We start from the raw sequence: 20,335 nt of genomic DNA, 5'->3' as shown, positions 1-20,335 counted from the left end.
CATCCACGCTAGCACCGGGTGCGATTCGGGGCCCAGCTCACACCAGCACGGGGAACGTGGCGAGGATCACCCCGCCGGCGATCGCCACGACGGCGCCGAGCCCGAGCAGGAACCATCCGGGCCAGCGCGAGGTGTTGCGCTCGGACATCGCCGTGAAGAACAGCACCATCGCGAAGAGCACGGTGAGCAGCGAGTAGTTGTCACCGCGCTGGTTGCTCTCGAGTGCGGCCTCGAACTTCTCGTCGGCGAGTTTCGCCGCCGCGACCGACTCCTCCTTCCCGATCGGAACATAGCTCGGTTCGGCGAACGGCGACTTGAGGTCCTCGCCGCCGGCCTGCCAGTCCTCGAACGCGACCGTGAACTCCGGAGTGAATCGAGCACGCACGTAGTCGGCGAGTGCGGTGTCGCCCGTCGCCGTCGCATCGATCCACTGGGTGTAGATGGCGAGGTCCACCGCCTGCGCGTCGCGCGACTCGCTCGCGAGGTCGACCGACTTGATTCGCGCGGCGGAAGCCTGGCTGAAGTCGATCGACATCTGCCCGCTCCACTTCGAGGACTCGAAGCCGCACCACGCCGTCAGGATCGCGGTGACCGACAGCAGGAAGACGGCGATGATCTCCCGCGCCTCCGCCCACCGCTGACGCGTCCGCGACTCGGCTGGCTGCTCGGTGGACATCGTGCTCCTCGTGGTCCGGATCGGGACCGGATCGGGACCGGCCCACGGTACCGAAGCCGTCGATGTTCCGAATCACTCGGTTCGGGTGATGTGGGAGCGTCGGCCTCACGAGGCAGACTGGTTCCGTGACCGGACACCGGAAGTCCTGGGTGCTGCACGTCGACCTCGACCAGTTCGTCGCGGCCGTCGAAGTGCTGCGACGGCCGGAGCTCGCAGGCAAGCCCGTGATCGTCGGGGGCCGAGGAGATCCGACCGAACGCGCCGTGGTCTCGACTGCGTCGTACGAGGCGCGCGAGTTCGGCGTCGGATCAGGGATGCCGCTGCGCATCGCCGCCCGCAAGGCACCCGATGCCGTGATCCTGCCAGTCGACGCAGAGGCCTACACCGCGGCATCCGCTGAGGTCATGGCGACACTGCGCGCGCAGCCCGGCGCGACCGTGCAGGTGCTCGGCTGGGACGAGGCGTTCGTCGGCGCGCAGACAGAGGACCCGGAGGCCTATGCCCGGATGCTGCAGCTGGCCGTGCTCGAACGAACCCGGCTTCACTGCAGCGTCGGCATCGGCGACACACTGGTACGGGCCAAGGTCGCGACGGGGTTCGGCAAGCCTCGCGGCGTGTTCCGGCTTACCGCCGACAATTGGCTCGAGGTGATGGGCGACCGCCCGACCGTCGACCTCTGGGGTGTCGGCTCGAAGATCTCCCGTCGTCTGGCCGGGCTCGGCATCACCACCGTCGCCGAGCTGGCTGCGACTGCGCCCGACGATCTGGTCGCCGAATTCGGGCCGAGGATGGGGCCCTGGTACGCCCAGCTCGGCCGCGGCGAGGGCGCCGATGTCGTCGACGACACACCATGGGTCGCCCGCGGGCACAGCCGGGAGACGACGTTCCAGCAAGACCTGACCGAGCCCGCGCAGGTCGATGCGGCCGTGCGGGAGCTCGTCGCCCGAGTGCTCGAGGACATCGCGGCCGAGGGCCGACCGGTGATCGGGCTCACGCTCAAGGTGCGGTACGCGCCGTTCCTCACCAAGGTCTTCACGAAGAAGGTGCCGGAGACGTTCGAGCGAGACCTGGTGCTGGCCAGAGCGCTGGAGCTCGCCGGCAGGATCGAACCAAATCGGCCAATCAGACTGCTCGGGCTGCGGGCAGAGATGCCCATGCCCGACGACGCCCGAGAGGGGCACACGCCGACGCGCAGCGGTTGGTGAGCGAGGCGTGTCGACGCCGGGCTAGCACGCCGTGCCGCGGGGCACGATCCATTCCTGCTTCAGCTCTGGGCCGACGCTGGCGAGGAGCTCGAAATCGCGGTCGAAGTGGATCACGGTTGCATCATTCGCCACTGCGTAGGCAGCGATGACGGTATCCAGCGCGCCGGCCGCCCGAACCAAACCGCCATGCAAAGCCCGCCCTGAATCGCAAGCGTCATGGCGCTAGTGGGAGCTTCAGGACACTCGGTGAAAGCCGCAACTGCGTTCACGATGTCGTCGTGGTCGCCCCGTTGCGCGCTGAACACCCGTACACCGCCACGAAAAGGTCTGCTTCTTGCCGCTGAGTTGACTGCGGTCGGGTCGATACACGCGCGTAGCCGATCAATTTCGTCACCGGGCTCCAGGTGTCTCGTAACCAACGGTGGGTACTCAGATCCGATCACACGGATATGACACATAGTTATGAGAATCGCCAATCCGCCTGTGAGTTTCCGAAGTCGTCTGCACGGAATGTCCAAACTCGTCTGCACGCAGTACATGTTCGCAGGAGGAACCCTGATCGGGACGGAAGTTGGCATGCGTTGTTTCGAGATGCAACAGCCCGTTCCTCTAGGTGTTGTCATGACTGAGCGTTATATCTTCTCCGCCGAAACGGACAGAGTTGATCGTGCCCGCGTGCACCAGTGGCTCAGCGAGCAGTCCTATTGGGCGCAAGGTAGGGCTCGTGAGAAGCAGGATGCAGCTATCGACGCCTCTCGGAATTACGGGGTGTACGACATCGGGTCTGGAGAGCAGGTGGCTTACGGTCGCGTCGTGACTGACGGCGTTACGTTCGCTTGGCTCTGCGACGTGTTCGTCGCAACCGAAGCCCGCGGTCAAGGCATCGGCAAGATGCTGGCCGCTGGTGTAATGGCGGACCTGGAACCTTTAGACCTAAAACGGATTCTGTTGTCAACGGGCGATGCTCACGGGCTTTACGCCCAATACGGCTTCACCGCTGACCGAGCCATCACAAATGATGGCTCGCGTCCAATGACCCATCCTTCAGCGCTCCAACCTGCTCGTACTCCACTCGTCGCGGCTGACGCGAAACTGCAGTTGGTGATGATAGTCGGGAATCTGGTCGTGGGAACTGTTTGGGAGCTGGGGAATTACCTATCTCTCGCGGGGTTTGATCCTGGGTGCAGCGTTCCTTGGTTTCCTTTTGTACGTTCGTCATCATGACGGCCATTTCTGGCAAGAGGAAGAGGCCAAGAGGGCCGATTGGGACCGGCGGGCGCGGGCACTCTGACCCCGGTGAAACCGCAGCGATCGACTGACCCTCGATCGCCGGCATCTCGTTGATATCTCTTCGTCGAGGTAGCCGAACGTCTTGCGAGACCTGAACATAGAGATAGCTCGGGTGTCGTCGCCCACTCCCATCCGATGCTGAGCTCTTGCATCGGGTTCTCGACTCCCCTGGCTAACGCTGCAGGTGTAAACACTGTGACGGTCTTGAGGAACAATTGTCGAATCGGGTGATCGCGTTCGTTGAAGTAGTGAAGCCGCCCCCAGAGGTGACTCGGAACAAGGGAGCAACACCATGAATCTCACGATCTCGATCCAGGTCAGCGTCGACGGCGTCATGCAGGCAAATGGCGGCAACAATGACGAGCTCGACCCCGGTTTTGCGCGCGGCGGCTGGGCCATCCCGACCGGCGACAAGGAGTCGGCCGCGTACATCGCTTCGACGTGGCAGCGCGCGGACGCGTTCCTGCTCGGCCGCAAGACGTACGGACTGTTCGCGAGCTACTGGGGTGGTCAGGCCGACGACTCGAACCCGTTTTCGGGCGCGATGAATCCTCGGCCGAAGTACGTCGTGTCCAACACCCTGACCGACCCGGCATGGAAGAACACGACGGTGATCTCGGGGGATATCGCCGCGGGCATCAGGGAACTGAAGGCACAGCCGGGAGGCGAGCTGGTGGTCGTGGGCAGCGGCGTGCTGGCGCGCTGGCTGCTCGAGAACGAACTCGTCGACGAGATCAACCTCATCGTGTGCCCGGTCATCGTGGGAGACGGCCTTCGGCTGTTCCCGCAGCAAGGCAAAGACTTCGGTCTCGAACTGGTCGAGACGCGGGCGTTCCCGACCGGTGTCCTCGCTCACACCTACCGGCTCACCGGCCGCCCCAACTACGCCTGAGAGGACCAAGCCATGCAATACCTGGTCAATGTCATCGACTACCGCAGCGAATCGGGCACCGTCCAAGAGGCTGTCGCGATCGACGCCTTCAACGAGAAGCTGGTCACCGGTGGCCACTGGGTGTTCGCCGCCGGCCTCGCCGACCCGACGGTCTCGACCGTGATCGACGGGCGCGGCGACGAGCCGGTCTTCACCGACGGACCGTTCGTCGAAGCCACGGAGTGGGCCGCCGGATTCTGGATCATCGACGCGCCTGACCTGGACGTCGCCCTCAAGCTGATGTGCGAGGGCTCGAAAGCCTGCAACCGTCGGCTCGAAGTGCGGCCCCTCCTGTCGGATCCCTGATCGACGCGCAGGACGCCTTGACCCCGTGTTGTCCGTCCACCCGAACCACGCGAGCACGCCGGGTGCGGCCGCGGCGAGAGAGGCCCCACCCGCGAGTGCGAACACGATGAAGCCGCCGGATACCATCGGGCGCCATCGGCGTCGTGCCGTCAGCGGCTGTGCATCAACCAGGTCATCCAGTGCGAATGTTAGGCGTGGGCTGCGCTCTGCCAACTCGGGCTGCGATCGACGCAGCAGCTCATCCAGATCCTCGTTCACCGTGTAGCCCATCCAATCGTTCGACTTACACATATATGTCCGCTGGTGCCCGAAACGTCCATACCGCGAATCGAAGCTCAAATCCGAACTCAACGCGCTGAACCAGGAATCCCATCCTGAAGAAGGACCACGTGCACAGCCGCTTCACCGTGGACGGTGCGTGTTTCGGTAAGGCACCGGCTTGCGGGCGAGCTGAGAGCGCCGAGGCTCTACTGGCGAGCATTGGCAGGATGCGGCGCCCGATCGTTGCCATCTTCAAGTGTGAATTCCATCGCCTTGCGTCTCAGCACGATCGCGCAGATGACGACCGCGACGGACACGAGGAGACCAAAGAGCATCGGTGGCCCACCGACGCGTGCGACCGACCCGGCATGCACGAAAACACCGGCGAACAGTGCGCCCGACGAACCGAGAGCCACAGGTAGGGCGATCGCCCACCATTTCTTTCGCTGGGTGCGGGTGTTCGTGGCCGCGGCCGAAAGCACCTGCCACGCGGCCAGCAGGGCCACCTCAAACAGTCCGATCGCGACCCCGACGACGATGACGTATGGACGCGCCAGGCCCGCATATTCGGGATATCGGGCTGCATACTCGGCGGCAACGCTCGGAACGAGCCAGAACTGCATCAGCAGGGCGACGAAGAACAGTGCGCCCAAGGCGATGCGCGCCACTGGAACGTTCTGCTTGGACATGATCATCAGAATCGTCTCGCCTTCGTCATTCACACGATAGTGACGATGATGTTAGCCGTGCGGGACAGAATCCGGACCGCGCGCCGCGCGGCAGGCTAAGCCAGCTAGAAGTTCTGCGGGTCGATCCGCAGAGAGATCCGCTTGCGTGCCCTCGACGGCCCATCCCGCACCGGTCGATGAATTCAGGCCACCGCTACTCGCTTCGGACCGGCCCGCGCAGTGGCCAGGGCTCGTACCGCACATCCGCGTAGTCGGCGACCTCCTCGCGCAGGCGGCGAGCGATTTCTTCGCCGTCGGCGCCCCAACCGTCGCGGACTTCGCTGCTGCCCCACCCCTCTGCGTGGTCGAAGTGGGCCTCCCAGAGCTTGTTCCAGGCGTCGATGTCGGCGGTGAGTTTCTCAGACAGGCCGTATGTCTCAGGGGTGGTCGTGTAGCCCACGTCCCATGTCGGCGTCGAGTTCTCCCAGAGCGGCCAGTCCCGTGAGTAGTCCGGGAACAGCCGGATGATGCGTCGATCAGTCGGTATCCCACTCATCCCGCGAGGCTACCGCGGCCGAACAGTGGCTCTGAGCGCTCTCTCTGCGCGGTACGTGGCATTCACGGTGTCCCCGTTCGCGATCGGGGTACGTGGACCCGGCTGCGCCGCCGGCGATGCCTACGCAACGAACGCCGTCAACCACGGCTTTTACGGCACCGGCACGAAGTCGATCAACCTCTCAGGCGTCCAAGGTCGCATTCGGCGCGTCACTCCCCTGCTGTTTTGCGGCTGAGCGGCCCAGATGGCGAGAAATACACCACGGCTGCACCATGAGGGATTTCAGAATGCAAAAAACCCCTGTTTTACCAGGGGTTTTCTGTGGCGGTACCGGTGGGATTTGAACCCACGGTGGGCTTTCACCCACACAACTTTTCGAGAGTTGCACCTTCGGCCGCTCGGACACGGTACCGAGGACGATCTTAGACGACGCGCGCGCCAGTGCCAAAACGAGCGGATGCCTCGACCAACGCGCCGACAATCCATACTGGGTGCATGATCCGAGCGGTGATCTTCGACCTCGACGGCGTGATCCGTCACTTCGACCCGTCGGCTGCCGCAGAGATCGAGCGGCCGCACGCCCTCGAGACCGGCACGCGACCGCGACTGCGACCGCGTTCGCGCCGCCCTTGCTCACCACCGCCGTCGGGTGAGACCGTCGCCAGACGCCTCATGCCCAGCTCACGCCCAGTCCGCGCGCAGGCAACTCGAAGTCGACGGTCATAGCGTCGTGTGATGACCGCAGAACTCCTCGTACCGGCGACGACTACCGCCACGAATCGCGCGTCAGGCGACTCGACGAGCGTGTGGCGCGGCATCCGTCTGTCCGCCGTCACGCTGCTCGGTGCAGGCGGAGTGCCCCGGTTCCGTGATCGCATGCTCGAGAACAAGTCGACGCTGAACGACACGCTGCCGGTGCACTCGAAGTGGTGGCGCGATCACGCGAAGGTCGAGGGCGAGCTGCTCTACGTCGCCATCGGCGACAGTGCGGCGCAGGGCATCGGCGCGTCGCGGCCCGACCGCAGCTACGTCGGCGTACTCGCCGACGGGGTGCGCGCGGTGACCGGGCGAAGCGTGCGCGTCGTGAACCTCAGCGTCTCGGGTGCGACGACGGCGCTCGCCGTGCGCGACCAGTTGCCGCGGTTCCGCGATCTGCGGCCCGACGTGGTCACGGTCTCGATCGGCGCGAACGACATCGCCGACTGGAGCCCCCGGGCGTTCGACCGCAACATCCGTTCGATCTTCGCCGAACTGCCCGCCGGCGCCGTCGTCGCCGACCTGCCGTGTTTTTACTTCCCCCACAGCGAACGCAAGGTGGCCGAAGCGAATCGGATGCTTCGCGCTGCCGCCCGCGAGCACGGACTCGTCGTCGCGCCGCTGCACGAGATCATGAAGCGGCAGGGACTCCGGGGCATCCTGACGCAGTTCGCGCGCGACATGTTCCACCCGAACGACCACGGGTACGCGGTGTGGGCCGAGGCCTTCCGGCCCGCTGTCGCCCGGGCCGCCGCACACCTCGGCGTCGGCGCGCGCGCCGACGCGGTCACTGTCGGCGGCCGCAGCTAGTCTCGGGGCATGGCCCGCCCCACCTCCACGTTCCGCTGCACCGAGTGCGGTTGGAGCACTGTCAAGTGGGTTGGCCGCTGCAGCGAGTGCCAGCAATGGGGCACGGTCGTCGACGTCGCCGAGCCCACGGGCATAGTGCGCGCCGTGCAGGCCGTGCAACTCGGCGAGGCGCGCACCGCTCGCCCGATCACCGACGTGCAGACCGAAGACGCCGCGCACCGCCCGAGCGGCATCGGCGAGTTCGATCGGGTGCTCGGCGGCGGCATCGTGGCGGGCGCCGCGATCCTGCTCTCGGGTGAGCCGGGCGTGGGCAAATCCACACTCCTGCTCGAGGTCGCGGCGCGCGTGGCAGCCACCGGGCGGCGGGTGCTCTACGTCACCGCCGAAGAGTCGGTCGCGCAAGTGCGCCTTCGAGCTGGGCGCACGAAGGCCCTGCACGACGAGCTCTTCATCGCGGCAGAGACCGACCTCGCGACGATCCTCGGGCAGGTCGACGCCATCGCCCCCGAGCTCCTCATCGTCGACTCGGTGCAGACCGTATCGTCATCCCTCTCCGATGGTCTGCCCGGGCAACCGAGCCAGGTGCGCGAAGTCGCGTCGACGCTCATCCGCATCGCGAAAGAGCGGCGGCTGCCAGTGCTGCTCGTCGGCCACGTCACGAAAGACGGCTCGATCGCCGGCCCCCGTCTGCTCGAGCACCTCGTCGACGTCGTCTGCCAGTTCGAGGGCGATCGACAAACGGCCCTTCGCTTCGTACGGGCCCTCAAGAACCGCTTCGGGCCGACCGACGAAGTGGGTTGCTTCGAGATGACCGGCGAGGGCATCTCCGAGGTGCCCGACCCGTCGGGGCTCTTCCTCTCGAGCGGGCGCAGTGCCGTGAGCGGCACGTGCGTCACCGTCGCACTCGAGGGGCGCCGTGCCCTGCCGGTCGAAGTGCAGGCGCTCGTCGTGTCCACGAAGGCGCCGCAGCCTCGCCGCGTCGTCAACGGTGTCGACCCATCACGGGTGGCCATGATCATCGCCGTGCTCGAGCGCCGAGCCGGCCTGAAGACTCTCGGCGATCATGACGTCTACGTCTCTACAGTCGGCGGTGTGCGGCTCGCCGAACCCGGCGCCGACCTCGCGATCGCCGTCGCCATCGCCTCGGCCATGCGCGACCGTGCCGTGCCGCACGAGCTCGCCGCCTTCGGCGAGATCAGCCTCGCCGGCGAGGTGCGCCCCGTGACTGCGGCGAAGCAGCGGGGCGCCGAGGCCCGCCGACTCGGCTACACGACCATCCTCGACGTCGAAGCCGGCAGCGTGCACGCCGCCGTGCAACGCGCCATGATGGCCTCGACCGGCCCGCGCGAACGCGAGCTCGACGCCGCCTTCTGACGGCCTCACACGGTTCCTCAGGGCGCGCCGCAGCCGCACACCTGCAGACTCGAGCCGTGCGCGCCGACTCGGCGTACTCCGCTACGCCTCGAGCGCGCGCAACAGCTCGCCGGGCGACGCTTGCATCGGGTGCGGGCCCGCGATGTCGAGGAACACCGTCGTGATCGTCGACTCGTACCGCTTGAGGAACGACCGCAGCCACCCCGGGCTCTGCAGGCCGACCGCTGGCGGCAGGTTCGCCGGCTTGTTCGCGGCATCGCTGAAGAGCAGCAGTGCGACGTCGCCGGTCTTCGGGTCGCGGTAGGTCCACACCTCGCCGCCGTCGAGTGGCTTGTCGCGCGGCCCCGGCTTCACGAGCGGCACGACCGTGTTGCCGTGGCGGAGGGCCAGGGCGACCGCCGCCACGTCTTGCCGTTCGAGTGCCTGCGCGAGCGCCTGCGAACGGAACTCCACGGGCTCCGTCGACTGCTTCTGTTCTGCCTTGCCTGCCATCCCTCAAGGGTACCGAGCGGATGCCGCGCACCCGTCTCCGTCCGCGCAGGGCGCACTGCGGGGCATCCGCTCGGGAGGCTCTTCGACCGACCCTCGACTGGGATGTGTATTTCAGAGAGAAGCAGCCTATGCTGTCTGTGCCGGACCGTGAGGGTCCGAGGTGTCGACGAAGACGACGGCGTTCTCGTTGACCCCACGGCGCCGGCGCATTCGCTCGTTTCCTGGCCCTCAGACTCTGTCGTGGGCCGCACGTAGCATCGAAACAAACCCGCGCGGGCCGGCGCGCTCCATCTCGAGGAGCACCATGGCAAGCAGTCTTCCGAAGCCGATCCGTTACGACGGCGACACTTGGCTGTGCATCCGCAACGACGCGCTCGTGCCGAAGGCGATCATCCGCCGCTACCGTGACCTGAAGCGTGGCGAGGTCTACCTCGTCGTCAAGTGGGCGCTCGACCCGGCAGAGCAGCAACTCATGGCGTCGGCGCCATCACTCGATGCGGCCAACGAGCTCGTGCGCTTCGACCCGCCCACCGGCTCAGCGCCGGCGTTCGCGGGCTACCCGCACCGTTCTGGCGCAGACCCTCGGCCGGAGCAGCGGAACGCCCCCGCGAGAGCGCCGGGCGGGCTTGATAGCAGAGGGGGAACCCCCGGCGCTCTCCACCAGCCTGGCGAGGTGGTGGTGCGCGTCCCTTCGGCCGGGAACGCCAGACGCGCACTCAACGAACCTAAGCCGGAGGCTCCTGACCGCGCGGCCCCCGTACGCGGGTCAAAATGACGAACGCCGGGTCGTGGCCTGCACAAGTGACGAGCGGGTACGCGGGTGCGAGTCACGCGGATGTTAGTAGAGCAAGAACTGCTTCTGCTCGGCCGAATCGAAACCGTCGACCGACACCCCGAGGTGGTACGAGGCACCTTCGGCCGGCACCGTCTCGCGCGGGCCGGCGCACGTCTCGGGCGTCGAGCGAGTGCGGTCCCAGACGATCGGCACAGTCGAACTGACCGGCGTACCGGGGGTCAGCGAGACCTCGGCGTCGATCGCGTCGACCTGGCAGTCGGTCGAGGTCCAATACACCTCTGTGCCGCTCATGATCGTGAAGATCTGGGCGTTCGTGCCGGCGTTCAGCACGCAGACGTTCTTGCCCGTGTTGGTGATCGTCACCGACAGCTGCGGCTGCTCTCCCGCCTCGTATGACGACTTGTCGGTCACGGCCTCCACCGAGATCTTCTCGGGCGCGCACGGGTCGCCGTCGGCCGCGGTCGGCTCGGTCGGGATAGAGGTCGTCTCCGGCGCAGTCGTCGGGTCGGCGCTCGACGATGGTCCACCCCCGGCGCCGTCTTCACCCTGACTCGCCCCAGGACGCACGATGATGAGCACGATCGCGATGATCACCGCGACGAGGCCGATCAGCACGATGAGTCGCCGACGTCGATACACCTGCGGCGATTGCCGCCCGGCCGGTGTGTTCGTCGACATGCACACAGGGTACGACCGGGATGCCGCTGCCCGCGGCATCCGCTCGGCGCGCCGAATCTCGTCTCAGAGAAGCTTCAGCATGCGGGTGTTGCCGAGGGTGTTCTGCTTCACGCGGGCGAGGTCGAGGAACTCGGCCACGCCTTCGTCGTTGGAACGCACGAGCTCGGCGTAGACCTCGGGGTCGACGGTCTCGCGCCCCATGTCGACGAAGCCGTGGCGGCCGAAGAAGGTGGTCTCGAACGTGAGGCAGAAGAGGCGGCTGAGGCCGAGCTTGCGCGCTTCATCTTCGAGCGCGGCGAGCAGCGCGTGGCCGACGCCGTGGCCGAGCCAGACGTCGTCGACGGCGAGGGTACGCACCTCACCGAGGTCTTCCCACATGACGTGCAATGCGCCGGCGCCGACGAGCCGGCCGTTGTCGGTCTCGGCCACGCGGAATTCCTGCACCGAGCCGTAGAGGTCGACACGCTCTTTGCCGAGCAGGATGCGTCGGGTGACGAGTGGCTCCACGAGGTCGATGATTCGCGGCACATCGCTCGTGCGGGCCCGCCGCACGTTGAACTCGGTCATCCCCTCATCGTATTGCCGCTGGGGACGCCCCTGCCGCACTGCCGCCGCTCCCCGACGTGCGTAACTCCGGATGAATCGACCGGCGCGCCGCGCCCCTCTGCCAACACGCCGGTGCGGCAGCGCGACATCCGGAGTTGCGCACGCAGGCGAACGGCGGCGGGAACGACGAAGGGGCGGATGCCGCAGCATCCGCCCCTCGTGTCGTATCGACTACTCGCCCGACGCGGCCGCCAGATCGGGGCTCACCGGACCGGTGCCGATCGCCGCGTTCGTGTTCACGCCGACGCCGACGGGCAGGGCCCGCTGCGTGGTGGTGAACAGGAACTCGCCGTCTCTGAAGTCGACGTGCACGTGGTCGCCCGAGTTGAGCTCACCATGCAGGATCTTCTCGGAGAGACCGTCTTCGATCTCGTGCTGCACGGCGCGGCGAAGCGGCCGGGCGCCGAGGGCCGGGTCGAACCCGACCTCGATGAGCCGCTCCTTGGCCGCCTGCGTGAGCTCGACGGTCATGTCGCGGTCGAGCATGCGCTCGCTGAGCCGCTTGATGAAGAGATCGACGATCTGCAGCAGCTCGGGCTTGGAGAGCTGCGGGAAGACGATGATCTCGTCGACGCGGTTCAGGAACTCGGGCTTGAAGTGCTTCTTCAGCTCTTCGTTCACCTTGCCGCGCATGAGGTCGTAGCCCGTGCGGGTGTCGCCCTCGATCGCGAAGCCCACCGGGCCGCTCGAGATGTCTTTCGTGCCCAGGTTGGTCGTCATGATGATGACCGTGTTCTTGAAGTCGACGACGCGGCCCTGACCGTCGGTCAACCGGCCCTCTTCCAGAATCTGGAGGAGCGAGTTGAAGATGTCGGGGTGCGCCTTCTCGATCTCGTCGAAGAGCACGACGCTGAAGGGCTTGCGGCGCACCTTCTCGGTGAGCTGGCCGCCCTCTTCGAAGCCGACGAACCCGGGAGGGGCGCCGAAGAGGCGCGAGACGGTGTGCTTCTCGCCGTACTCCGACATGTCGAGCGAGATCATCGCCGCCTCGTCATCGAAGAGGAACTCGGCGAGCGCCTTGGCGAGCTCGGTCTTGCCGACGCCGGTGGGGCCGGCGAAGATGAACGAACCCGAGGGGCGCTTCGGGTCTTTCAGACCGGCACGCGTGCGGCGGATCGTCTTGGCGAGGGCCGAGATGGCCTCTTCTTGGCCGATGACGCGCTCGTGCAGCGCCTTCTCCATGAAGACGAGACGCGAGCTCTCTTCTTCGGTGAGCTTGAAGACGGGGATGCCGGTGGCCTGCGCGAGCACCTCGGCGATCAGGCCCTCGTCGACGACGGCGGTCGTCTTGACGTCGCCCGACTTCCACTGCTTCTCGAGGCGCAGTCGCTCGCCGAGGAGGTTCTTCTCCTCATCGCGGAGGGAGGCGGCCTTCTCGAAGTCCTGCTCCTCGATCGCGGTCTCTTTCGCGGCGCGAACGACGGCGATCTTCTCGTCGAATTCGCGCAGCTCGGGCGGGCTCGAGAGGATCGAGAGACGCAGGCGTGCGCCGGCCTCGTCGATCAGGTCGATCGCCTTGTCTGGGAGGAAGCGGTCGGAAACGTAGCGGTCGGCGAGGTTCGCCGCGGCCACGAGCGCACCGTCGGTGATCGACACCTTGTGGTGCGCCTCGTAGCGGTCGCGAAGGCCCTTGAGGATGTTGATCGTGTGGGGCAGGCTCGGCTCGGCGACCTGGATCGGCTGGAAGCGGCGCTCGAGCGCGGCGTCTTTCTCGAAGTGCTTGCGGTACTCGTCGAGGGTGGTCGCACCGATGGTCTGCAGCTCGCCGCGTGCGAGCAGCGGCTTCAGGATCGAAGCGGCGTCGATGGCGCCTTCGGCGGCACCCGCACCCACGAGCGTGTGGATCTCGTCGATGAAGACGATGATGTCGCCGCGCGTGCGGATCTCTTTCGTGACCTTCTTCAGACGCTCTTCGAAGTCGCCGCGGTAGCGGGAGCCGGCGATGAGCGAGCCGAGGTCGAGCGAGTAGAGCTGCTTGTCTTTCAGCGTCTCTGGCACCTCGTTCTTCACGATCGCCTGCGCGAGGCCCTCGACGACGGCGGTCTTGCCAACGCCGGGCTCACCGATCAGCACGGGGTTGTTCTTCGAGCGACGCGAGAGGATCTGCATGACCCGCTCGATCTCTTTCTCGCGCCCGATGACGGGGTCGAGCTTGCCGTCGCGCGCAGCCTGCGTGAGGTTGCGGCCGAACTGGTCGAGGATCTGCGAGCCGCCCTGCGGGGTGGTCTGCTCGTTCGCGCCGACCTGCACCTGCTCTTTGCCCTGGTAGCCCGAGAGCAGCTGGATGACCTGCTGGCGCACGCGATTGAGGTCGGCGCCGAGCTTGACGAGCACTTGGGCTGCGACGCCCTCGCCCTCGCGGATGAGGCCCAGCAGGATGTGCTCGGTGCCGATGTAGTTGTGGCCCAGCTGCAGCGCTTCGCGCAAGCTCAACTCGAGCACCTTCTTGGCGCGCGGAGTGAACGGGATGTGCCCGGTCGGCTGCTGCTGACCCTGGCCGATGATGTCTTGCACCTGCTCGCGCACCGCGTCGAGCGAGATGCCGAGCGACTCGAGCGCCTTGGCGGCGACGCCTTCACCCTCGTGGATGAGCCCGAGCAGGATGTGCTCGGTGCCGATGTAGTTGTGGTTCAGCATCTTGGCCTCTTCTTGGGCCAGGACGACGACACGACGAGCTCGGTCGGTGAATCTCTCGAACATTTCTACTCCTCACGACCCCGCTGGGTAGGGGCGCCGATATGAAGAGCGTAACCAGCAGAGGGGGCCGCGAGGCCGTTGTTCGCCCTCGGCGCAGAGCTCAGGCAGGGGTTGACGGACCGTGACGGCGACGGATGCCGCGGCTCGGCCGCCGACCGTTGACAGGGTCGAGCGACCTCCGTACCATATCGTTTATCGTTATTATCGATATTCGTTAGGAAGAACATGAGCGCCACCATCCCCACTCCCACCGTCAAGCGAAGCGACGCCGTCGCCCTGTGGATCTTCATGGTCGCCGGCATCGGCATCGCGATCTGGGCGGTCTGGTCGTCCGTCGCCCGCATCATCGAAGTGCTTCCGAATCACGACGTTCCCGTGATGGCCGAGTTCACCGGCACCACGGCCGCCGCACCGATCGGCGTCGACGGGGCTCCCATCACGGTCGAACTCGATCGCGCGATCATCACCGCTCCCTCTCTGCCTGCGGCGTCGCTCTGGTCACTCGTCATCCAGCAGGTCATCATGGCCGTCGTGGTGGTCGGCCTCGTGGTCTGCCTCGTGTGGCTCGCACGGAATGTCAGCAGGAGCATCGTCTTCGGCCGCACCAACACCGTGCTCGTCACGATTGCGGGATTCACCGGCATCGTGGGCTATTTCGCGGTGCCGTTCTTCGGCAACATGGCTGCGAACGGCGCATTCGCCGTGCTCAGCGACCGCACCTTCGACAACGTGGTGATCTCGGTCGAGCTGTTCCCGCTCATCCTCCTGACGTTCATCGCAGCGACGGCCGCGACCGTCTTCGCAGTCGGCGAGCGCCTCCAGCGCGAAACCGAGGGTCTCGTCTGATGGCTCCGGCCGAACCCGACGAGGCATCCGACATCCACTGCCGGCTCGACGAGCTGCTCGAGGCACGCGGCATGACGCTCACGCGACTCGGCGAGCTCGTCGGCGTGAGCGTCGTGAACCTCAGCGTGCTGAAGAACGACCGCGCTCGCGCCATCCGCTTCTCGACGTTGCAGGCCATCTGCGACGCACTCGACTGCGAGGTCGGCGAACTGCTCGTGCTCCGGCCGAACCTGGCCGAGGCTACTTGATCGGTACGACGACCTCTGTGCCACTCACCTCGACGTAGAGCGGCTCAGTCGTCGTCACGTACACCGGCGTCCAGAAGAGCGTCGTGTGGGGCACGATGTCCATCGTGCAGACCTGACCTTCGGGCTGCTCGACGAGATCGATCGCAACGCGGTTGCCCTCGCCGGCCTTCTCGAGCACACGGATCTCTTTGCCGATCACGGGGCACGTCGAACTGCCCGAGATGGTCAGGGCGAGCTGACCGCCTTCGGCCCACCACACGACCACGGGGCCGTCTTCGGACGACTGCGCCTCTTCTTCGTCGCCGGCCGTGTCGGGACCCTCCTCGACGTCGACAGCCTCGGCATCGGCACTGACCGGAACACCGGGGAAGTTCTCTGCTGCCCTGCCCGACGGGTTGCATGCCGACAACAGGAACACCGACGAGACCGCCAGAGCGAGGAGACCAGCGCGACGAATGCGCATCGAGGGAGCCATACCTTCATGCTAACGGTCGCCCCGGTTCTCGTGCGCGGGCACCCGCGTACTATTTTCGACATGAGCAACCAGGAACGCGATCCGGTCGAAGTGCTCTCGCGACCCGACGAACCCATGGGCGCGGTCGTGCAGGTGCTCGCTCCACGCGACGTGCCGCTCGGCGGGCCGCGAGCGATGAACGTGCGCCGCACGCTCCCCCAGCGGGGCCGCACCACGATCGGCGCCTGGTGCTTCGCCGACCACTACGGGCCCGACGACGTGGAGGTCACCGCCGGCATGGTCGTGCCGCCGCACCCGCACACCGGCTTGCAGACCGTGAGCTGGCTCTTCGAAGGCGAGATCGAGCACCGCGATTCAGCCGGCAGCCACGCCACGGTGCGGCCGGGCGCCGTGAACCTCATGACGGCGGGCCGAGGCATCTCGCACTCCGAGGTGTCGACGCCCGAGACCACCCGGCTGCACGGGGTGCAGTTGTGGGTTGCGCTTCCCGAGGCCTCCCGGCATGTCGGCCCCTTCTTCGAACACGCCGACATCGCACCGGTCGTCGTGGGCGACGCCACGGTGCGGGTGTTCGTCGGTTCCCTGCCGGTCGGCGGCGCGCCCGAGGCATCCGTTCGGCAGGCTCAGGGCGGCGCCGTCACCGTGTTCTCGCCGCTGCTCGGCGCGCAACTCGACCTGCCACCGTTCGGCACCGTCGACCTCGACCTCGACCCCGCGTTCGAACACGGTGTGCTCGTCGATTCGGGCCCCGTCGAGATCAGCGCAACGGATGCCGCGATCGGCGGCTTCTCGACCGACACCGTCTCGACGACCGCCGCATGGAGCGAGCTCGCCTATCTCGAGACCGGGCTTCGCCGCATCCGCCTGTCGGCCGAGGCGCAACCCGTGCGCGTGATCCTCCTCGGCGGCGTGCCGTTCGGTGAAGAGCTCGTGATGTGGTGGAACTTCATCGGCCGCAGCCACGACGAGATCGTCGAGTTCCGTCGGCAATGGCAGGCCGACGTCATCGGCCGCGATAACCCCGACGGGCGGTTCGGCACGGTCGCGGGCTACGACGGCGCGCCGCTGCCCGCGCCCGAGCTGCCGACGGTGCGACTGAAGCCGCGCAAGTAGCAGTCCCGCTTCGACGGGCTCAGCGAGCGACGGCGCCCGCTACTGCAGCGCCGAAGTGAGCCTCGCGAGGTTGTCGAGCACGGTCGATCGAAGCGGCTGCTTCATCCACGCCTCGAGCGTCAGCTCGTGGCTGTCACGCCGATAACCGTCTTCGACGGCGCGCATCTCGCGTACGAACGAGGCCCCGCGCACGAGCAGCGACACCTCCATATTGAGCTCGAACGAGCGGATGTCCATGTTGCTCGAGCCGATCACGGCGACGTCGTCGTCGATCGTGAAGTGCTTGGAGTGCAGGATGTACGGCGCCTTGTACATGAAGATCTTCACGCCTCCGCGGAGCAGCGCCTCGTAGTACGAGCGCTGCGCGTGATACACGAGCGCCTGGTCGCCGATCTCCGAGACGAAGAGCTCGACGTGGATGCCGCGCTGCGTCGCCCCGCTGATCGCGCGGAGCATCGCGTCGTCGGGCACGAAGTACGGGCTCGTGATGATGATGCGCTCTTCAGCGGCATAGAGCAGCGCGAGGAAGAGCTTGAGGTTGTTCTCGTTCGGGAACCCCGGCCCGCTCGGCACCACCTGGCAGTCGAGATCTTGCGCCTCGCCCGGCTGGTCGAGCGACGCCGCGAGGTCGCGAACCGGTTCCTCGTCGGTCTCGAGGTACCAGTCGGTGGCGAAGATCGCATCGAGCCCGGCCACGATCGGCCCTTCGACGCGCGTCACGAGCTCTTTCCATTTCAGGCCGCGACGGATGTTGCTGCGCTTGTTGTAGCTGCGGTCGATGACGTTCTGCGAGCCCATGAAGCCGACCTCGCCGTCGACGACGAGGATCTTGCGGTGATTGCGAAGGTCGGGCCGCTGGTACTTGCCCTTGAACGGCTGCACGGGCAGCATGAGCTGCCACCGCACCCCCATCTCGGTCATCCGCTTGAGCGTCTTCCGGTAGCCCTTCACCCGGAACGACGCCACATGATCGAGCAGCACACGCACCTCGACGCCACGAGCGACTGCTTCGCCGAGCGCGTCGAAGAACGGCGCCGTCGTGGTGTCGTAGGCGAAGATGTAGAACTCGACGTGCACGTAGCGTTTCGCATCGTGCACCGCCGCGGTCATCGCGTCGAGGGAGCCTTGATAGTTGCCGATGAGACTCGCGCTGTTGGAGCCGATGAGGGGCATCGAGCCGAGATTGCGGTTGAGGCGCACGACGCCCTCGAACCAGGCCGGCCAGTCACCGGGATCGCTGACCCGCTCGACACCGTGCGTCGATTCGCGAATGTAGCGGTCGACCTCGGCCTGTTTGCGACGCCGGTGCCTCGGCAGCTTCGGATTGCCGATGAGCAGGTAGAACAGCACCCCGATGTACGGGACGAAGAAGATCGCGAGGAGCCAGGCCATGCCCGCGGTCGGGCGGCGGTTGCGCGGCACCACGATGATCGCGGTGATGCGGACGATGATGTCGATGACGATGACGATGCCCGCGACGAGCAGCGTCGTCTGCTCCGCGGTCACGTGTTCACGCTGCCGGTCGGTGCTGGGCGAGCTTCGCCCGCTCCTCCGCCTCGATGCGGGCGTACGCCTTGCGCTCGTTGCGGTCGGAGTGGATGATCGCGCGCATCACGAACCAGAAGATGAGCCCGATGAGCACGGTCGGCGCGAGCGACCAGATCGCATTCGCCCAGAATTCGTCCATAGAGCTACAAGGATACGGGGCTTTACCCGGTTTCGCCGCATAACGGCACTGCGCCGCTGCCCGAGAACGGGAAGGGCAAGCGGTGAGAGCCGGTCAACCGGCGGCGATGAGGCCCCAGACGCCCGAGCCGACGAGGTAGAGACCGATCGCACCGACGACGATCCAGATTCCGAGGCGCGCGTTCGAGGGGCGCTTGGGATCCTGCTCGGGTTCGAGCTCGGATTTCGGAAGGAAGTCGTTCATCTGGGGCATCCGCTCACTTGAAGCTCACTTGACCAGCGGGAAGAGGATCGTCTCGCGGATGCCGAGACCCGTGAGCGCCATGAGCAGCCGGTCGATGCCCATGCCCATGCCGCCCGACGGCGGCATGCCGAACTCGAGCGCGCGCAGGAACTCCTCGTCGAGGCGCATCGCCTCTGGGTCGCCGCCCGCGGCGAGCTTCGCCTGCTCGACGAAGCGCTCGCGCTGCACGACCGGGTCGACGAGCTCGGAGTAGCCGGTCGCGAGCTCGAAGCCGCGGATGTAGAGGTCCCACTTCTCGACGACGCCCGGGACCGAGCGGTGCTCGCGCACGAGCGGCGAGGTGTCGAGCGGGAAGTCCATGACGAAGGTCGGGCGCTCGAGGCCGGACTTCACGTGGTGCTCCCACAGCTCTTCGACGTACTTGCCGGGCAGCGGGTGGTCGACCTCGACCCCGGCCTCGTCGGCAAGCTGCTTCAGGCGCTCCACCGCCGTCGACGCCGTGATCGTCTCGCCGACCGCCTCGGAGAGCGAGTCGTACATCGAGATGCGCGGCCAGTCGCCGCCGAGGTCGAACTCGGCGCCGTCTGCCCACGTCACCACGTGCGAACCCGACGTCGCGATCGCGGCATCCTGGATCAGCTTCTGGGTGAGGTCGGCGATCGTGGTGTAGTCGCCGTACGCCTCGTAGGCCTCGAGCATCGCGAACTCGGGCGAGTGCGTCGAGTCCGCGCCCTCGTTGCGGAAGTTGCGGTTGATCTCGTACACGCGCTCGATGCCGCCGACGACCGCGCGCTTCAGGTACAGTTCGGGCGCGATGCGCAGATACAGCTCGGTGTCGAACGCGTTCGACTGGGTCACGAACGGGCGAGCGGATGCCCCGCCGTGCATGACCTGGAGCATCGGCGTCTCGACCTCGATGAAGCCGAGCCCATCGAAGGTGCGGCGGAGGCTCGCGTTGACCTTCGCGCGGTCGATGACGTTCTTGCGGGCCTGCTCGCGCGAGATGAGGTCGAGGTAACGGCTGCGCACGCGCATCTCTTCGGAGAGCTCGTTGTGCAGGTTCGGCAGCGGCAGGATCGCCTTCGAGGCGATGCGCCACTCCTTCACCATGATCGACAGCTCGCCGCGGCGGCTCGTGATGACCTCGCCGGCGACGAAGACGTGGTCGCCCAGGTCGACGAGTTCCTTCCACTCGGCGAGCGACTCCTCGCCCACCTCGGCGAGGGAGACCATCGCCTGGATGCGGCTGCCGTCGCCCGATTGCAGCGTGGCGAAGCAGAGCTTGCCGGTGTTGCGGGAGTGCACGACGCGGCCGGCGACACCGACCTGCACGCCACTCGCCTCGTCGACGCCGAGGCCGATGAACCGGTCGCGCACGCCGGGAATCGTCGCCGTGATCGGCAGGCGCACCGGGTACGCGCCGAAGGCCGGGTCTTCGGATGACGCGATCAGCCGCTCGCGCTTGGCGAGCCGCACGGCCTTCTGCTCGGAGATCTCGTCGGCGCTGATCTGGTCGGCGCTGATCTCCTCGGCAGTGGGCTCGGGCGTGGCGCCCGTGTGGTTGTCGGCCATCGTTCTCTCTCGTCGTGCGAAAAGGTGCGTGCACCAGCCTACTTGTGCG

Annotated in this window: 22 protein-coding genes and 1 tRNA gene; 10 read left to right on the top strand and 13 right to left on the bottom strand. The window is 66.6% G+C overall.

What is annotated here, in order from left to right:
• Window positions 1-37: 37 nt before the first annotated feature.
• Window positions 38-676, bottom strand: a complete 639-nt coding sequence (locus tag AC1C2S_RS12545) for a hypothetical protein (protein ID WP_495352855.1) — start codon at window positions 674-676, stop codon at window positions 38-40.
• 125 nt (window positions 677-801) lie between these two features.
• Here AC1C2S_RS12545 and AC1C2S_RS12540 point away from each other — a divergent pair, with 125 nt between their 5' ends.
• From AC1C2S_RS12540 to AC1C2S_RS12525, 4 genes are all read left to right on the top strand, one after another.
• Window positions 802-1,881: a DNA polymerase IV gene (locus AC1C2S_RS12540; RefSeq protein WP_495352854.1), complete on the top strand. Its 1,080-nt coding sequence runs from the start codon at window positions 802-804 to the stop codon at window positions 1,879-1,881.
• A gap of 510 nt (window positions 1,882-2,391) precedes the next feature.
• Window positions 2,392-3,105: a GNAT family N-acetyltransferase gene (locus AC1C2S_RS12535; RefSeq protein WP_495352853.1), complete on the top strand. Its 714-nt coding sequence runs from the start codon at window positions 2,392-2,394 to the stop codon at window positions 3,103-3,105.
• A 358-nt stretch (window positions 3,106-3,463) separates the two neighbouring features.
• Entirely contained in the window at window positions 3,464-4,063 is a 600-nt protein-coding gene (locus AC1C2S_RS12530; RefSeq protein WP_121659323.1) for a dihydrofolate reductase family protein, read from the top strand.
• Between the two features lie 12 nt (window positions 4,064-4,075).
• On the top strand, window positions 4,076-4,408 hold the full coding sequence (locus AC1C2S_RS12525; RefSeq protein WP_210228404.1) for a YciI family protein: 333 nt from the start codon (window positions 4,076-4,078) through the stop codon (window positions 4,406-4,408).
• A 467-nt stretch (window positions 4,409-4,875) separates the two neighbouring features.
• On the opposite strand, the gene AC1C2S_RS12520 is transcribed toward AC1C2S_RS12525, so the two are convergent.
• The 3 genes from AC1C2S_RS12520 to AC1C2S_RS12510 form a co-directional block, all read right to left on the bottom strand.
• Window positions 4,876-5,391, bottom strand: a complete 516-nt coding sequence (locus AC1C2S_RS12520; protein WP_495352852.1) for a DUF2975 domain-containing protein — start codon at window positions 5,389-5,391, stop codon at window positions 4,876-4,878.
• Window positions 5,392-5,551: 160 nt separating this feature from the next.
• Window positions 5,552-5,893 (bottom strand): immunity protein CdiI family protein, encoded by a 342-nt coding sequence (locus tag AC1C2S_RS12515; RefSeq protein WP_495352851.1) that lies wholly within the window; start codon window positions 5,891-5,893, stop codon window positions 5,552-5,554.
• Window positions 5,894-6,215: 322 nt separating this feature from the next.
• Window positions 6,216-6,305, bottom strand: a tRNA-Ser gene (locus AC1C2S_RS12510).
• Window positions 6,306-6,628: 323 nt separating this feature from the next.
• Here AC1C2S_RS12510 and AC1C2S_RS12505 point away from each other — a divergent pair.
• Together AC1C2S_RS12505 and radA are read left to right on the top strand one after the other, a co-directional pair.
• Entirely contained in the window at window positions 6,629-7,459 is an 831-nt protein-coding gene (locus tag AC1C2S_RS12505; RefSeq protein ID WP_495352850.1) for an SGNH/GDSL hydrolase family protein, read from the top strand.
• A 9-nt stretch (window positions 7,460-7,468) separates the two neighbouring features.
• Entirely contained in the window at window positions 7,469-8,833 is a 1,365-nt protein-coding gene (radA, locus tag AC1C2S_RS12500) for a DNA repair protein RadA (protein WP_495352849.1), read from the top strand.
• Window positions 8,834-8,914: 81 nt separating this feature from the next.
• On the opposite strand, the gene AC1C2S_RS12495 is transcribed toward radA, so the two are convergent.
• Window positions 8,915-9,325 carry a dehydrogenase gene (locus AC1C2S_RS12495; protein WP_495352848.1) on the bottom strand — a complete coding sequence of 137 codons (411 nt, stop codon included), beginning with the start codon at window positions 9,323-9,325 and terminating at the stop codon, window positions 8,915-8,917.
• A 304-nt stretch (window positions 9,326-9,629) separates the two neighbouring features.
• On the opposite strand from AC1C2S_RS12495, the gene AC1C2S_RS12490 reads away from it, so the two are divergent.
• A complete protein-coding gene (locus tag AC1C2S_RS12490) occupies window positions 9,630-10,100 on the top strand; it encodes a hypothetical protein (RefSeq protein ID WP_495352847.1) in 471 nt (156 codons plus the stop codon).
• Window positions 10,101-10,163: 63 nt separating this feature from the next.
• Here AC1C2S_RS12490 and AC1C2S_RS12485 read toward each other — a convergent pair whose 3' ends face one another.
• From AC1C2S_RS12485 to AC1C2S_RS12475, 3 genes are all read right to left on the bottom strand, one after another.
• Entirely contained in the window at window positions 10,164-10,799 is a 636-nt protein-coding gene (locus tag AC1C2S_RS12485; RefSeq protein ID WP_495352846.1) for a hypothetical protein, read from the bottom strand.
• A gap of 63 nt (window positions 10,800-10,862) precedes the next feature.
• Complete coding sequence (locus AC1C2S_RS12480; protein WP_495352845.1) at window positions 10,863-11,366, bottom strand: amino-acid N-acetyltransferase; 504 nt, start codon at window positions 11,364-11,366, stop codon at window positions 10,863-10,865.
• A gap of 210 nt (window positions 11,367-11,576) precedes the next feature.
• A complete protein-coding gene (locus AC1C2S_RS12475; protein WP_495352844.1) occupies window positions 11,577-14,105 on the bottom strand; it encodes an ATP-dependent Clp protease ATP-binding subunit in 2,529 nt (842 codons plus the stop codon).
• A 222-nt stretch (window positions 14,106-14,327) separates the two neighbouring features.
• Here AC1C2S_RS12475 and AC1C2S_RS12470 point away from each other — a divergent pair, with 222 nt between their 5' ends.
• Window positions 14,328-14,948: a hypothetical protein gene (locus tag AC1C2S_RS12470; protein ID WP_495352843.1), complete on the top strand. Its 621-nt coding sequence runs from the start codon at window positions 14,328-14,330 to the stop codon at window positions 14,946-14,948.
• A complete protein-coding gene (locus tag AC1C2S_RS12465) occupies window positions 14,948-15,196 on the top strand; it encodes a helix-turn-helix domain-containing protein (protein ID WP_495352842.1) in 249 nt (82 codons plus the stop codon). The genes AC1C2S_RS12470 and AC1C2S_RS12465 overlap by 1 nt, the downstream gene beginning before the upstream one ends.
• Here the strand turns inward: AC1C2S_RS12465 and AC1C2S_RS12460 are convergent.
• Window positions 15,189-15,671 carry a hypothetical protein gene (locus tag AC1C2S_RS12460; protein WP_495352841.1) on the bottom strand — a complete coding sequence of 161 codons (483 nt, stop codon included), beginning with the start codon at window positions 15,669-15,671 and terminating at the stop codon, window positions 15,189-15,191. The two genes, AC1C2S_RS12465 and AC1C2S_RS12460, sit on opposite strands and share 8 nt — an antisense overlap.
• A 60-nt stretch (window positions 15,672-15,731) precedes the next feature.
• On the opposite strand from AC1C2S_RS12460, the gene AC1C2S_RS12455 reads away from it, so the two are divergent.
• Entirely contained in the window at window positions 15,732-16,784 is a 1,053-nt protein-coding gene (locus AC1C2S_RS12455) for a pirin family protein (protein ID WP_495352840.1), read from the top strand.
• A 39-nt stretch (window positions 16,785-16,823) separates the two neighbouring features.
• Here AC1C2S_RS12455 and cls read toward each other — a convergent pair whose 3' ends face one another.
• The 4 genes from cls to lysS all read right to left on the bottom strand — a co-directional run bounded on the left by cls (window position 16,824) and on the right by lysS (window position 20,286).
• Window positions 16,824-18,290 (bottom strand): cardiolipin synthase, encoded by a 1,467-nt coding sequence (cls, locus tag AC1C2S_RS12450; protein WP_495352839.1) that lies wholly within the window; start codon window positions 18,288-18,290, stop codon window positions 16,824-16,826.
• Between the two features lie 4 nt (window positions 18,291-18,294).
• The gene (locus AC1C2S_RS12445; protein ID WP_495352838.1) at window positions 18,295-18,471 is read right to left on the bottom strand and encodes a hypothetical protein; all 177 of its coding nucleotides are present in this window, start codon (window positions 18,469-18,471) and stop codon (window positions 18,295-18,297) included.
• A gap of 93 nt (window positions 18,472-18,564) precedes the next feature.
• The gene (locus tag AC1C2S_RS12440) at window positions 18,565-18,723 is read right to left on the bottom strand and encodes a hypothetical protein (RefSeq protein ID WP_495352837.1); all 159 of its coding nucleotides are present in this window, start codon (window positions 18,721-18,723) and stop codon (window positions 18,565-18,567) included.
• Between the two features lie 15 nt (window positions 18,724-18,738).
• Complete coding sequence (gene lysS / locus AC1C2S_RS12435) at window positions 18,739-20,286, bottom strand: lysine--tRNA ligase (protein WP_495352836.1); 1,548 nt, start codon at window positions 20,284-20,286, stop codon at window positions 18,739-18,741.
• Window positions 20,287-20,335 lie beyond the last annotated feature (49 nt).

It is taken from the genome of Agromyces sp. Y782 (assembly GCF_059445405.1).
This window is presented reverse-complemented; position numbering and strand designations above follow the sequence as displayed.

Coding starts and splice junctions, on each gene's coding strand:
- AC1C2S_RS12545 (WP_495352855.1), bottom strand. CDS start 676: ATGTCCACCGAGCAGCCAGCCGAGTCGCGGACGCGTCAGCGGTGGGCG.
- AC1C2S_RS12535 (WP_495352853.1), top strand. CDS start 2,392: ATGTCCAAACTCGTCTGCACGCAGTACATGTTCGCAGGAGGAACCCTG.
- AC1C2S_RS12530 (WP_121659323.1), top strand. CDS start 3,464: ATGAATCTCACGATCTCGATCCAGGTCAGCGTCGACGGCGTCATGCAG.
- AC1C2S_RS12525 (WP_210228404.1), top strand. CDS start 4,076: ATGCAATACCTGGTCAATGTCATCGACTACCGCAGCGAATCGGGCACC.
- AC1C2S_RS12515 (WP_495352851.1), bottom strand. CDS start 5,893: ATGAGTGGGATACCGACTGATCGACGCATCATCCGGCTGTTCCCGGAC.
- AC1C2S_RS12505 (WP_495352850.1), top strand. CDS start 6,629: ATGACCGCAGAACTCCTCGTACCGGCGACGACTACCGCCACGAATCGC.
- radA (WP_495352849.1), top strand. CDS start 7,469: ATGGCCCGCCCCACCTCCACGTTCCGCTGCACCGAGTGCGGTTGGAGC.
- AC1C2S_RS12495 (WP_495352848.1), bottom strand. CDS start 9,325: ATGGCAGGCAAGGCAGAACAGAAGCAGTCGACGGAGCCCGTGGAGTTC.
- AC1C2S_RS12490 (WP_495352847.1), top strand. CDS start 9,630: ATGGCAAGCAGTCTTCCGAAGCCGATCCGTTACGACGGCGACACTTGG.
- AC1C2S_RS12485 (WP_495352846.1), bottom strand. CDS start 10,799: ATGTCGACGAACACACCGGCCGGGCGGCAATCGCCGCAGGTGTATCGA.
- AC1C2S_RS12480 (WP_495352845.1), bottom strand. CDS start 11,366: ATGACCGAGTTCAACGTGCGGCGGGCCCGCACGAGCGATGTGCCGCGA.
- AC1C2S_RS12475 (WP_495352844.1), bottom strand. CDS start 14,105: ATGTTCGAGAGATTCACCGACCGAGCTCGTCGTGTCGTCGTCCTGGCC.
- AC1C2S_RS12470 (WP_495352843.1), top strand. CDS start 14,328: ATGAGCGCCACCATCCCCACTCCCACCGTCAAGCGAAGCGACGCCGTC.
- AC1C2S_RS12465 (WP_495352842.1), top strand. CDS start 14,948: ATGGCTCCGGCCGAACCCGACGAGGCATCCGACATCCACTGCCGGCTC.
- AC1C2S_RS12460 (WP_495352841.1), bottom strand. CDS start 15,671: ATGGCTCCCTCGATGCGCATTCGTCGCGCTGGTCTCCTCGCTCTGGCG.
- AC1C2S_RS12455 (WP_495352840.1), top strand. CDS start 15,732: ATGAGCAACCAGGAACGCGATCCGGTCGAAGTGCTCTCGCGACCCGAC.
- AC1C2S_RS12445 (WP_495352838.1), bottom strand. CDS start 18,471: ATGGACGAATTCTGGGCGAATGCGATCTGGTCGCTCGCGCCGACCGTG.
- AC1C2S_RS12440 (WP_495352837.1), bottom strand. CDS start 18,723: ATGCCCCAGATGAACGACTTCCTTCCGAAATCCGAGCTCGAACCCGAG.
- lysS (WP_495352836.1), bottom strand. CDS start 20,286: ATGGCCGACAACCACACGGGCGCCACGCCCGAGCCCACTGCCGAGGAG.